Below are 12,354 nucleotides of genomic sequence, written 5' to 3'. Positions count from 1 at the left end.
TTAGCCGATCACCACCTTGACGACGCCGGTGAGGGCGATCTGGGCGAGGGAGAGGGGGACGAGGAGGGTCCAGGAGAGCTTCTGGAGCTGGTCCTCGCGCAACCGCGGGTAGGTGACGCGGAGCCAGATGACCAGGAAGGCCAGGACCGCCGTCTTCAGCAGCGTCCAGACCCAGCCGAGTCCTTCGGTGCCCCAGGGGCCGTGCCAGCCGCCGAGGAAGAGCACGGTCGTCAGACCGCACAGGACGACGATCCCGGCGTACTCGGCGAGCAGGAACAGGGCGAAGCGCAGACCGGTGTACTCGGTGTACGCGCCGAAGATGATCTCCGAGTCGGCGACGGGCATGTCGAACGGCGGGCGCTGGAGCTCGGCGAGCCCGGCGACGAAGAAGACGACCGCGCCGACGAGCTGCCAGGGCACCCACCACCAGTGGAAGGAGTGCAGGATGCCCGGCAGGGAGACCGTGCCGGCCGCCATCGCGACCGAGGCCGCCGCCAGCAGCATGGGCAGTTCGTAGGCGAGCAGCTGGGCGGCCGTGCGCAGGCCGCCGAGCAGGGAGAACTTGTTCGCGCTGGCCCAGCCGGCCATCAGGGAGCCGAGCACGCCGACGCCCATCACCGCGAGCACGAAGAAGACGCCCGCGTCCAGGACCTGGCCGACGGCGCCCTCGCTCGGGCCGATCGGGATGGCGAGCAGCACGAGGAGGTACGGCAGCAGGGACACGGCCGGGGCGAGCTGGAAGACGCGGCGGTCGGCGCCCGCCGGGACCACGTCCTCCTTCTGCGCGAACTTCACTCCGTCGGCGACCAGCTGGGCCCAGCCGTGGAAGCCGCCCGCGTACATCGGGCCGAGGCGGCCCTGCATGTGGGCCATCACCTTGTGTTCGGTCTGGCCGATGATCAGGGGGAAGGTGAGGAAGACGACGAAGACGACCAGAAGTCGCAGGGCGACGTCCGACGCGCCGTTCACTGCGGGCCTCCTGCGGGGTGGTCGGGGGTGCGCGGGTCCGGGTCCGGGTCCGGACCCGGGTTCAGGTCCGGGTCGCGAGGGGTTTCCGGGCTGTCCGAGGTGTTCGGGTCGTTCGAGGTGTTCGGGTCGTTCGACGTACTCGGATCGTCCGGAGTGTTCGGGTCCTGGGGCTCTTCGGCGGGCGGCGCCGGCTGCGGCTCCGGCCGCGGTTCAGGAGTTCGGTCGGGCCCGGTGGCCTGTCCGGGTTCGTCGAACGCCGGGCGGGCGTGGTGCCAGGGCGCGTCCGAGCTGCGCGGGGCCGCGCTCCGGCCGGCGGGGCGTACGGCGGCGTCCGGTTCGGTCGGCGTCGGCTCGGTGGCCGCCGGTTCCGTCGGCTCGGTGCGGGCCGGTTCCGGGGTCTGCGCACGTTGGGTGGCCGAGCCCTGTGAGGCGCTGCGTGTGCGGCGCGGCCGTGCGGACGGCGGCGCCGGGCCGGGCTCGTACGCCACCGAGGCCTCGGCGGCCGGACCTTCCACCGGGGTCTTGGCCGCCGCCCCGGTGGCGTCACCCTGAGCCGCGGCCTGCTTGCGCGTGGCCGCGTCCCCGGCCTGCGCCGCCTGCGCGGCCTGCGCCGGCTCCGCGGCCCCCGTGACCTGACCGGCCTCCGGGGCCTGGCCGGTCGATCCCTCCGACGCCGAGCGGGTGCGCCGGGGCGGGCGTTCGCCCGCGGCGCGGGCCGGGCGCTCCGTCGCCGCGCGGCCCGCCGTCCGGGCGGGGCGGGCCGGAGCAGCGGGGAGCTGGCCCTTGAGGGGGCCCCACTCGTTCGGGTCGGGAACGCCCGGGGGCAGCATCTGGCGCCGCTTGGGCCCGCCGTGTTCGGATTCGCCGGGTTCCTTCGCGCCGGGCCAGGCCTTGGCGACGCGGGCGGCGAGGACGAAGTCCTTGCGGAGCGGGTGGCCCTCGAAGTTCTCGGGGAGCAGCAGGTGGTCGAGGCCCGGGTGGCCCTCGAAGACGACCCCGAACATCTCGTGGGTCTCGCGCTCGTGCCAGGCGGCGCCCGCGTAGACGGCGATCGCGGAGGGGAGGACCGGGGCGTCGTGCGGGACCGTCGTGCGGACGAGGAGACGGCGGACCGGGTTCAGGGCGACGACGTGCGCGGCGACGCGGAAGCCCGTGCCCGGTTCGTCGACCGCGCTGAGCCAGTCGAAGTAGGTGCACGACAGGGTCGTACGGGCCGTCTCCAGGGCGGTGAGCCAGGAGGACGGCGGTACGTCCACGGTCAGGAGGTCGTACGACTCCTCGGCCGTGGCGTCCGTGCCGAAGAGTTCCCCGGCGGGGGCGGGCAGCCAGCCGGCCGTGCTCATCGGACGTCCCCCTCGGGGGCCGGGGCCGGCGGCCGGACCAGGTCGCTCTGGAGCGCGGCGGCCGACGGCCGGGCGGGCCCGGTGCCGTACCGCTCCCCCAGCGACTCGCGGGCGATCTTCTCCTGGAGCTTGAGGATGCCCTGGAGCAGCGCCTCGGGGCGCGGTGGGCAGCCGGGGACGTACACGTCCACCGGGATGATCTGGTCGACGCCCTTGGTGACGGAGTAGGAGTCCCAGTAGGGGCCGCCGCAGTTGGAGCAGGCGCCGAAGGAGATGACGTACTTCGGCTCGGGCATCTGCTCGTAGAGGCGCTTGACGGCGGGGGCCATCTTGTCCGTGACCGTGCCGGAGACGACCATCAGGTCGGCCTGGCGGGGGCCCGGCGCGAAGGGGATGACGCCGAGGCGGATGAAGTCGTGGCGGGCCATCGACGCGGCGATGAACTCGATCGCGCAGCAGGCGAGGCCGAAGTTGAAGACCCAGAGCGAGTAGCGGCGGCCCCAGTTCAGGACGACCTTCATCGGTTCGGGGGCGAGCCGGGCGAGCGTGCCGAGCCGCTTCGGCTCCGGCAGCGGCACGGGCTCCGGGACAGCCGGGTTCACGTCCATGTCAGGACGCCCTTCTTGTATGCGTACAGCAGGCCCACGGCGAGGAAGCCGAGGAAGACGAACATCTCCACGAGGGTTGTCGCGCCGTAGCCGGGGGCGGCGAAGACCGTCGCCCAGGGGAACAGGAAGACCGAGTCGACCGCGAAGATCACGTAGAGGAAGGCGTAGACGTAGTAGCGGACCTGGGTGTGGGCCCAGCCCTCGCCGACGGGGTCGACGCCGCACTCGTAGGTCAGGAGTTTCTCCGGTGTCGGCACGACCGGGCGCAGCAGGCGGCCGGCGCCGAAGGCGGCCGCGACGAACAGCACGCCGACGAGGGCGAGCAGTCCGACCACCGAGTAGGACCGGAAGTAGCCGGCCGCGACGACGTTCGCCGCGGCGGTCGTCGAGTGTCCCAGCGTCTCCCGCACGTCCGTCCCTCGCTCCCTGACCTCGTGACCTGAGTGAACTCTGTGATGCAACGCGATTCGAGGATCTGTACGCACGGGAGTCTAGGCCCTGATAAAGAACCGGTAAGCAGCCCGTCACGCCGTGGGACGGCCGGAGCCCGGTGGGGTGGGGTTTTCCCCCGGCGGCGGAGGGCGGCGTACCGCATGGCGTGAGCGGCGCCGCGCACGGCAGGCTGACCACCATGACCGCTTCCAGCCCCGCCGCCGACCGGACCGACGGCACCGACGGCACCGACGGACACGACGGCCTCGACCGGCTGCCTCCGCCCCGGCCCGCCTACGACGCGCACACCTGGAAGGAGATCGCGTATCTCCTGCTGAACCTGCCGGTGGCGGTGTTCGGGTTCGCTTACGCGTTCACGGTGCTGGTGGCCGGCGGCACCCTCACCCTCACCGTGATCGGCCTCCCGCTGCTCGCGCTCTGCCTGCTGGGCGCCCGGCAGCTGGGCAAGCTGGAGCGGGCCCGGGCCCGGAAACTGCTCGGGGTGCGGGTGGAGGAGCCGACACCACTGCCGCTCTCCAGGGGCGGGGGGCCGGTGCAGCGGCTGTGGCTGGCGCTGAAGGACCCGGTGGGCTGGCGGACGCTGCTGTACGACGCGATTCGGCTGCCCTGGGGTGTGGTCACCTTCTGCACCGTGCTGATCTCGCTGTTCGTGCTGTGGCCGGTGCTGCCGTATCTGGCGCGGCTCCTCGCCAACGCCGACCGGGCGATGGTGCGCGGGCTGCTGTCGCCGTCGGACGAGCTGGAGCGCCGGATCGCCGAACTGGAGTCCGACCGCGGGATCGTGGTCGACACGGCCGCCGCCGACCTGCGGCGCATCGAGCGGGACCTGCACGACGGTGCCCAGGCCCGGCTGGTCAACCTGGCCATGGGGCTCGGCCTGGCCAAGGAGAAGCTGCTGGAGGACCCCGACACGGCGGCCTCGATGGTGGCGGAGGCGCACGGCGAGGTGAAGCTGGCCCTTCAGGAGCTGCGTGACCTGGCCCGGGGCATCCATCCGGCCGTGCTCACCGACCGCGGCCTGGACGCGGCCCTGTCCTCGGTCGCCTCCCGCTGCACGGTGCCGGTGACGGTGACCGTGGATCTGGTGGGCCGGCCCGCGGCGGCCATCGAAGGCATCGCCTACTTCACCGTCTCGGAACTGCTCCAGAACATCAGCAAACACAGCCGGGCCCGGACCGCCTCCGTCGACGTGTGGCGCGCGGAGGACCGGCTGCTGGTCCAGGTGACCGACGACGGCGTCGGCGGCGCCCGGCTGGACGCCGGCAGCGGCATGCGGGGCCTGGCGGACCGGCTCGGCGCGGTGGACGGCCTGTTCGTCGTCGACTCGCCGGACGGTGGGCCGACGGTGGTCACCGCGGAGCTGCCGTGGCGTGACCGGCAGGAGTAGCCGGCGGCACCGTGGCACACACGCGTGCGGGGCGGCCGGGCTTCCCGGCGGCCCCGCACGTCCACGCGCGCGTGCGGCCCGCCCGCGCGACCGGCCACGCGCGGGTGCGGCCCGTCCGAGCGCCGGTCACGCGAGTGCCGGAACGACCACTACGCGCGCGTGCACCACGCGAACGCGGCCACATCCCACGCCGTCCCGCCCGGCACGCACCGGGCGCACCGGGCGCACCGGGCGCACCGAGACCGCCGGGACCGCCGGGACCGCCGGGACCGCCGGGACCGCCGGGGCCACCGGGACGCCAGGACCCCCGGGACGCCAGGACTCCCCGGACGCCAGGACGACCGGGACGACCGGGACCACCGGGACCACCGGGACGACCGGGACCACCGGGACGACCGGGACGACCGGGACGACCGGCATCCCCGGGACCACCGGCACCCCCGGGACCACCGGGGCCACCGGGGCCACCGGCACCACCGAGACCACCGGCACCCCCGGAAGGGTGGGGAAAACCCCCCGGTCGAGAGGCCGACGGACGCCATGGCCCGGGGGCCCGGGGCGGGCGACCCTGGTGGGGCGGCTGAAGCGCCGCTCGGACGAGGAGAACGGGACGGCGTCGATGGCCACGGAGTACGGGCGGGAATACGGACAGGGTTACGGGCAGGGGCGCCGTGCCGGAGGCGGGTACCGGCTGCCCGCCGCGCTGCGGGCGCCCGTCGAGGGGCGCGCCTGGCGTGAGCTGGGCTACGTCCTGCTGAGCCTGCCGGTGTCCCTGGTGCTGTTCACCTGGACGGTGACGATGGTGGCGCTCGGCGCGGGCCTGCTGGTCACCTTCCTCGGCATCCCGGTGCTGGCGGCGGCGCTCGCGGGCTGCCGGGGCTTCGCCGTGCTGGAGCGGGCGCGGGCGCGCGCGCTGCTCGGCCTGGACGTGGCCGGCCCGGAGCCGCTGCGGATGCACAAGCCGGGCGCGGCGGCCTGGACGGGGGCGGTCCTCAAGAGCGGCACCTCCTGGCGGAACGCGCTGTACGCGCTGGTGCTGCTGCCGTGGGCAGTGTTCACCTTCTCGGTGACGGTCGCCTTCTGGACGCTCGGCTGGGCCCTGCTGACCTACCCGCTGTGGTTCTGGGCGTTCCCGGCGTTCGCCGGCCAGGGCGGCCTCCAGCTGTACGGCGACGCCCACCACCGCATCTACCTCGACAACCCGTTCGAGATCACGGTGACCGCGCTGGTCGGGCTGGTGTTCACGCTGGTGACGCCGTGGCTCGTCCGGGCTCTGACGACGGTGGACGGGCTGCTCGTGCGCGGGCTGCTCGGGCCGTCGCCGCTGTCGGCGCGGGTGGTGGAGCTGGAGTCGGACCGCGGGACCGTGGTCGACACGGCCGCCGCCGACCTGCGGCGCATCGAGCGGGACCTGCACGACGGTGCCCAGGCCCGGCTGGTCAACCTGGCGATGGATCTGGGGCTGGCGAAGGAGAAGCTGCGGGAGGACCCGCGGGCGGCGGCGCGGATGGTGGAGGAGGCGCACGGCGAGGTGAAGACGGCGCTTCAGGAGCTGCGTGACCTGGCCCGGGGCATCCATCCGGCCGTGCTCACCGACCGCGGCCTGGACGCGGCCCTGTCCTCGGTCGCCTCCCGCTGCACGGTGCCGGTGACGGTGGACGTCGACCTGCCGGCCCGGCCCGCGGCGGCCATCGAGGGCATCGCCTACTTCACGGTCTCCGAGCTGCTCCAGAACGTCAGCAAGCACAGCCGGGCCCGGACCGCCTCCGTCGACGTGTGGCGCGCGGAGGACCGGCTGCTGGTCCAGGTGACCGACGACGGCGTCGGCGGCGCCGGTCCCGCCGGCGGTTCGGGACTGGCCGGGCTCGCCGCACGCCTGGACGCGGTGGACGGCGTCCTCGTGATCGACTCCCCCGCCGGCGGCCCCACCCGGGTGATCGCGGAACTGCCCTGGCGGCCCTGAGGACCGACGCTGGACCCGGTATTCGCCCAGGACGGCGGCGGCCCGGCACGAATGCTGGAATGCTGGACCTCCGTAGGACGTCACGGACGCACGTCACCGCCCGGCAACGCGGCGGGCGTGGTCGCCGGATCGGGCTGTGGGGGGCCGAAGGATCGTGGAGGACAGAGTGCGGGTGGTCATCGCCGAGGACTCAGTGCTGCTCAGAGAGGGCCTGACCCGGTTGCTGACCGACCGCGGGCACGAGGTCGTGGCCGGAGTCGGGGACGCGGACGCGCTGGTGAAGACCATCTCCGCGCTGGACGAGCAGGGGCAGCTGCCCGACGTGGTCGTGGCCGACGTACGGATGCCGCCGACGCACACCGACGAGGGGGTCCGGGCGGCCGTACTGCTGCGCCGGCTGCACCCGGGGCTGGGGGTGCTGGTGCTGTCGCAGTACGTGGAGGAGCGTTACGCCACCGAGCTGCTGGCCGGATCCAGCCGTGGCGTGGGCTATCTGCTGAAGGACCGGGTCGCGGACGTACGGGAGTTCGTGGACGCGGTGGTGCGGGTCGCCGAGGGCGGTACGGCGCTGGACCCGGAGGTGGTGGCGCAGCTGCTGGGCCGCAGCCGCAAGCAGGACGTGCTGGTGGGGCTGACCCCGCGGGAGCGGGAGGTGCTCGGGCTGATGGCGGAGGGGCGGACGAACTCGGCGATCGCCCGGCAGCTGGTGGTCAGCGACGGCGCCGTGGAGAAGCACGTCAGCAACATCTTCCTGAAGCTCGGCCTGGCTCCGAGCGTCGGCGACCACCGTCGGGTTCTGGCCGTTCTCACGTACCTGAACTCCTGACCGGACGGCCCGGCGTCAGCACCCCGTCAGCGTGCCGTCAGCGCGCCCGGCTTCCGTTGGGGGCGGGCACCGCAGGGAGTCCCGGAACGGGAACCCGCGGACGCGCGGCCGGGTGAAAGGTCCGGCGCAGAACCGGGAACGCGCGGTAAGTGCCTGGCCGGCGGCCCGGTGACGCGGGACATGATGTGACGCAGCGCGACAGGCCGTCTCGAAATGTCGACCGATCCACGGAAGACCTCGGGAAGGCGACCCTAACCGACGTAGGGTTGATCCGGGATGGTCCGTGGGACGACCGTGCCCCGGACAGCCGCCTCGAAGGAGGTCCAGTTCAGTGACCAGCCAGGTCAGCAGCCCAGCGGAGCAGGCCGACGACGGATCGGTCGTGGGAGAGCAGCGCAAACCGGGCGGCGCGAAGGACGTGCGGCGCCTGGACCGGGTGATCATCCGGTTCGCGGGGGACTCGGGTGACGGCATGCAGCTCACCGGTGACCGGTTCACCTCGGAGACCGCCACCTTCGGCAACGACCTCTCCACCCTGCCGAACTTCCCCGCCGAGATCCGCGCCCCCGCCGGCACCCTGCCGGGTGTCTCGTCCTTCCAGCTGCACTTCGCCGACCACGACATCCTCACCCCCGGAGACGCGCCGAACGTCCTGGTCGCGATGAACCCGGCCGCGCTGAAGGCCAACATCGGCGACCTCCCGCGAGGGGCCGAGATCATCGTCAACACCGACGAGTTCACCAAGCGGGCCCTCCAGAAGGTCGGTTACGCCGGCTCTCCGCTGGAGGACGGCTCGCTCGACGGCTACAGCCTTCACCCGGTGCCGCTGACCACGCTCACGGTCGAGGCGCTGAAGGAGTTCGACCTCTCCCGCAAGGAGGCCGAGCGCAGCAAGAACATGTTCGCGCTGGGCCTGCTCAGCTGGATGTACCACCGGCCCACCGAGGGCACGGAGACGTTCCTGCGGAGCAAGTTCGCGAGGAAGCCGGAGATCGCCGCCGCCAACATCGCCGCGTTCCGGGCGGGCTGGAACTTCGGCGAGACGACGGAGGACTTCGCGGTCTCCTACGAGGTCGCCCCGGCCGCCCGGGCCTTCCCGGTCGGCACCTACCGGAACATCTCCGGGAACCTCGCCCTGTCCTACGGCCTGATCACCGCGTCGCGGCAGGCGGATCTGCCCCTGTTCCTGGGGTCGTACCCGATCACGCCGGCCTCGGACATCCTGCACGAGCTGAGCAAGCACAAGAACTTCGGCGTGCGCACCTTCCAGGCCGAGGACGAGATCGCGGGCATCGGCGCGGCCCTGGGCGCGGCGTTCGGCGGTTCGCTGGCGGTGACGACGACGTCGGGGCCGGGTGTGGCGCTGAAGTCGGAGACGATCGGTCTCGCGGTGTCGCTGGAGCTGCCGCTGCTGGTCATCGACATCCAGCGCGGCGGGCCGTCCACCGGGCTGCCGACCAAGACCGAGCAGGCGGACCTGTTGCAGGCGATGTACGGCCGCAACGGTGAGGCGCCGGTGCCGGTGGTCGCGCCGAGGACCCCGGCCGACTGCTTCGACGCGGCCGTGGAGGCGGCCCGGATCGCGCTGACGTACCGCACGCCGGTGATGCTGCTGTCGGACGGCTACCTGGCCAACGGTTCCGAGCCGTGGCGCATCCCCGAGGTGGACGAGCTGCCCGACCTGCGGGTGCAGTTCGCCTCCGGCCCGAACCACACGCTGGAGGACGGCACGGAGGTCTTCTGGCCCTACAAGCGGGACCCGCAGACCCTGGCCCGGCCCTGGGCGGTGCCGGGCACCGAGGGCCTGGAACACCGGATCGGCGGCATCGAGAAGCAGGACGGCACGGGCAACATCTCCTACGACCCGGCCAACCACGACTTCATGGTCCGCACCCGGCAGGCCAAGATCGACGGCATCGACGTCCCCGACGTGGAGGTCGACGACCCGCACGGCGCCCGGACCCTGGTACTCGGCTGGGGTTCCACCTACGGGCCGATCACGGCGGCGGTACGGCGGCTGCGGACGGCCGGCGAGCCGATCGCGCAGGCCCATCTGCGCCACCTCAACCCCTTCCCCCGCAACCTCGGCACGGTCCTGAGGAGCTACGACAAGGTCGTGATCCCCGAGATGAACCTCGGGCAGCTCGCCACTCTGGTCCGGGCGAAGTACCTGGTCGACGCCCACTCCTACAACCAGGTCAACGGCATGCCGTTCAAGGCGGAACAGCTCGCCGCGGCACTGAAGGAGGCCATCGATGACTGACGGCGCCCACGGGCTGCTGCACCTGGTCCCCCGGGCCGAGGCCAAGCAGTCGATGAAGGACTTCAAGTCGGACCAGGAGGTGCGCTGGTGCCCGGGCTGCGGTGACTACGCGATCCTCGCGGCCGTGCAGGGCTTCATGCCGGAACTGGGCCTGGCGCGCGAGAACATCGTCTTCGTCTCCGGTATCGGCTGCTCCTCCCGCTTCCCGTACTACCTGAACACCTACGGGATGCACTCCATCCACGGCCGTGCCCCGGCCATCGCGACCGGTCTGGCCGCCTCGCGCCGTGACCTGAGCGTCTGGGTCGTCACCGGTGACGGCGACGCGCTGTCCATCGGCGGCAATCATCTGATCCACGCCCTGCGCCGCAACGTCAACCTGAAGATCCTGCTGTTCAACAACCGGATCTACGGCCTGACCAAGGGCCAGTACTCGCCGACCTCCGAGGTCGGCAAGATCACCAAGTCGACGCCGATGGGCTCGCTCGACGCCCCCTTCAACCCCGTCTCCCTCGCCCTCGGCGCGGAGGCGTCGTTCGTGGCGCGCACGATCGACTCCGACCGCAAGCACCTCACCGAGGTGCTCCGGCAGGCCGCCGCCCACCCGGGCACGGCCCTGATCGAGATCTACCAGAACTGCAACATCTTCAACGACGGCGCCTTCGACGCTCTCAAGGACAAGCAGCGGGCCGAGGAGGCGCTGATCCGGCTGGAGCACGGGCAGCCGATCCGCTTCGGGGCCGACGGGGCGAGAGGCGTCGTACGGGACCCGCGGACCGGTGATCTCGGGGTGGTGTCGGTGACCGAGGAGAACGAGGCGGACATCCTGGTGCACGACGCCCACGCCGCGTCGCCCACCACCGCCTTCGCCCTGTCCCGGCTGGCCGACCCGGACACCCTGCACCACACTCCGGTCGGCGTGTTCCGCTCCGTCGAACGGCCGGTCTACGACACCCAGATGGCCGACCAGCTCGACACGGCCGTCGAGCAGCACGGCAAGGGCGACCTGGGCGCGCTGCTGGCCGGCGGGGACACCTGGACGGTCGTCGGCTGACCCGTCCGCCGGTTCACGGGGCCCGGGGCGGGACGCCCCGGGCCTCTTCGTTCGCACGACGGCGCTCGTCGTAGGCCCGGCGGGCCCGCTCCACCTCGTCCATGCGGTGCCGCGTCCAGCCGGCGAGGGCGCGCACCTGTTCCGCCGCCTCGCGGCCGAGGCCGGTGAGCGAGTAGTCGACGCGGGGCGGGATGACCGGCTTGGCATCGCGGTGCACCAGTCCGTCGCGTTCCAGGGTCTGGAGGGTCTGGGTGAGCATCTTCTCGCTGACGTCCCGGCCGCCGTTCCGGCTGACCGTCCGGCGCAGCTCACCGAAGCGGTGCGGCCGCTCGAGCAGTGCGACGAGGACGAGGACGCCCCAGCGGCTGGTGACGTGTTCCAGGACGAGCCGGTAGGGGCAGAGCGCCTCGGCGTCCACGGCCCGCTTGGTTACTGCCATGCCAGTACCTTACTTCAAAGTGGGTACTTTCTTTTTGTTAGCGCCACTCCTACGGTGAGTGTCACCAAGCCGCCCCCCCCAGAAGCAGCAGGAGTGCTGAACCATGAGCATCATCGTCACCGGAGCCACCGGACAGCTCGGCCGTCACGTCGTGGAGCAGCTGCTGGAGAAGGTGCCCGCGGAACAGATCACCGCCGTCGTGCGCGACGAGGCGAAGGGTGCCGGCCTCGCGGCCCGCGGTGTACGGCTGGCCGTCGCCGACTACAACGCCCCCGAGACCTTCGACGGCCTGTTCGCCGCCGGTGACAAGGTCCTGCTGATCTCCGGCAACGAGTTCGACAAGGGCCGGGCGCGCCAGCACGGCGTGGTCATCGACGCCGCCAAGGCCGCCGGGGTGGCGCTGCTCGCCTACACCAGCGCCCCGGGCACCCTGACCGCCGCGCTGGCCGACGACCACCGGGCCACCGAGGAGGCCCTGCTCGCCTCCGGCCTGCCCTACAGCCTGCTGCGCAACGGCTGGTACCACGAGAACTACACCGAGCACCTGGCCCCGGTCCTGGAGCACGGGGCGGTCGTGGCCGCCGCCGGTGACGGCCGGGTCTCCTCGGCCGCCCGCGCCGACTACGCCGCCGCCGCGGTCGCGGTGCTGACCGGTGAGGGGCACGAGAACACCACGTACGAGCTGGGCGGTGACGAGGCGTGGAGCTTCGCCGAGTACGCGGCCGAGCTGAGCCGCCGGACCGGCCGGGAGATCGCCTACACCCCGGTCACCGTCGAGGTCCTCACCGGCATCCTGACCGGCGCCGGGCTGCCCGCGCCGGTGGCCGGGATCCTGGCCGCGGTGGATGCCTCGATCGAGAAGGGGGAGCTGGTCGTCTCCTCCGGCGACCTGTCCCGGCTCATCGGCCGGCCGACCACCCCGCTCGCCGCGGCCGTCACCGCCGCGCTCCAGGGCTGACCCCGGCAGCCCCCGAGTGTCATGACCGTATGGCGATACGGACATGACATCCGGGGGTGTCCGGCGTTACCTTCTTTCTCGCGCGCGTACG

12 protein-coding genes are annotated in these 12,354 nt (G+C 72.6%); 6 read left to right on the top strand and 6 right to left on the bottom strand.

Going from position 1 to position 12,354, the window contains the following annotated elements; translation table 11 throughout:
• The 4 genes from AB0F03_RS16760 to AB0F03_RS16745 are packed head-to-tail and all read right to left on the bottom strand — an operon-like array spanning position 1 to position 3,330.
• Positions 1-969, bottom strand: a complete 969-nt coding sequence (locus AB0F03_RS16760) for a complex I subunit 1 family protein (protein WP_361991857.1) — start codon at positions 967-969, stop codon at positions 1-3.
• The gene (locus AB0F03_RS16755; RefSeq protein WP_361991854.1) at positions 966-2,312 is read right to left on the bottom strand and encodes an NADH-quinone oxidoreductase subunit C; all 1,347 of its coding nucleotides are present in this window, start codon (positions 2,310-2,312) and stop codon (positions 966-968) included. Before AB0F03_RS16755 ends, AB0F03_RS16760 begins: the two co-directional genes overlap by 4 nt.
• Complete coding sequence (locus AB0F03_RS16750) at positions 2,309-2,920, bottom strand: NADH-quinone oxidoreductase subunit B family protein (protein ID WP_361991851.1); 612 nt, start codon at positions 2,918-2,920, stop codon at positions 2,309-2,311. Before AB0F03_RS16750 ends, AB0F03_RS16755 begins: the two co-directional genes overlap by 4 nt.
• Positions 2,911-3,330 carry an NADH-quinone oxidoreductase subunit A gene (locus AB0F03_RS16745; RefSeq protein WP_361991848.1) on the bottom strand — a complete coding sequence of 140 codons (420 nt, stop codon included), beginning with the start codon at positions 3,328-3,330 and terminating at the stop codon, positions 2,911-2,913. Before AB0F03_RS16745 ends, AB0F03_RS16750 begins: the two co-directional genes overlap by 10 nt.
• Positions 3,331-3,551: 221 nt before the next feature.
• On the opposite strand from AB0F03_RS16745, the gene AB0F03_RS16740 reads away from it, so the two are divergent.
• The gene (locus AB0F03_RS16740; protein WP_361991845.1) at positions 3,552-4,760 is read left to right on the top strand and encodes a sensor domain-containing protein; all 1,209 of its coding nucleotides are present in this window, start codon (positions 3,552-3,554) and stop codon (positions 4,758-4,760) included.
• A 126-nt stretch (positions 4,761-4,886) separates the two neighbouring features.
• On the opposite strand, the gene AB0F03_RS16735 is transcribed toward AB0F03_RS16740, so the two are convergent.
• A complete protein-coding gene (locus AB0F03_RS16735) occupies positions 4,887-5,252 on the bottom strand; it encodes a hypothetical protein (RefSeq protein WP_361991842.1) in 366 nt (121 codons plus the stop codon).
• A 127-nt stretch (positions 5,253-5,379) separates the two neighbouring features.
• Between AB0F03_RS16735 and AB0F03_RS16730 the strand changes: the two genes are divergently transcribed.
• The 4 genes from AB0F03_RS16730 to AB0F03_RS16715 all read left to right on the top strand — a co-directional run bounded on the left by AB0F03_RS16730 (position 5,380) and on the right by AB0F03_RS16715 (position 10,866).
• Complete coding sequence (locus AB0F03_RS16730; RefSeq protein WP_361992202.1) at positions 5,380-6,723, top strand: sensor domain-containing protein; 1,344 nt, start codon at positions 5,380-5,382, stop codon at positions 6,721-6,723.
• A gap of 154 nt (positions 6,724-6,877) precedes the next feature.
• Positions 6,878-7,549, top strand: a complete 672-nt coding sequence (locus AB0F03_RS16725) for a response regulator transcription factor (RefSeq protein WP_361991839.1) — start codon at positions 6,878-6,880, stop codon at positions 7,547-7,549.
• A 331-nt stretch (positions 7,550-7,880) separates the two neighbouring features.
• Positions 7,881-9,812: a 2-oxoacid:acceptor oxidoreductase subunit alpha gene (locus AB0F03_RS16720; protein ID WP_361991836.1), complete on the top strand. Its 1,932-nt coding sequence runs from the start codon at positions 7,881-7,883 to the stop codon at positions 9,810-9,812.
• Complete coding sequence (locus AB0F03_RS16715; protein WP_361991833.1) at positions 9,805-10,866, top strand: 2-oxoacid:ferredoxin oxidoreductase subunit beta; 1,062 nt, start codon at positions 9,805-9,807, stop codon at positions 10,864-10,866. Before AB0F03_RS16720 ends, AB0F03_RS16715 begins: the two co-directional genes overlap by 8 nt.
• Positions 10,867-10,879: 13 nt before the next feature.
• Here AB0F03_RS16715 and AB0F03_RS16710 read toward each other — a convergent pair whose 3' ends face one another.
• A complete protein-coding gene (locus AB0F03_RS16710; RefSeq protein WP_361991830.1) occupies positions 10,880-11,305 on the bottom strand; it encodes a helix-turn-helix domain-containing protein in 426 nt (141 codons plus the stop codon).
• A 103-nt stretch (positions 11,306-11,408) separates the two neighbouring features.
• Between AB0F03_RS16710 and AB0F03_RS16705 the strand changes: the two genes are divergently transcribed.
• Positions 11,409-12,263, top strand: a complete 855-nt coding sequence (locus tag AB0F03_RS16705) for an SDR family oxidoreductase (protein WP_361991827.1) — start codon at positions 11,409-11,411, stop codon at positions 12,261-12,263.
• Positions 12,264-12,354 lie beyond the last annotated feature (91 nt).

The sequence above is a fragment of the Streptomyces sp. NPDC028722 genome (assembly GCF_040637655.1).
Taxonomy (GTDB): domain Bacteria; phylum Actinomycetota; class Actinomycetes; order Streptomycetales; family Streptomycetaceae; genus Streptomyces.
This window is presented reverse-complemented; position numbering and strand designations above follow the sequence as displayed.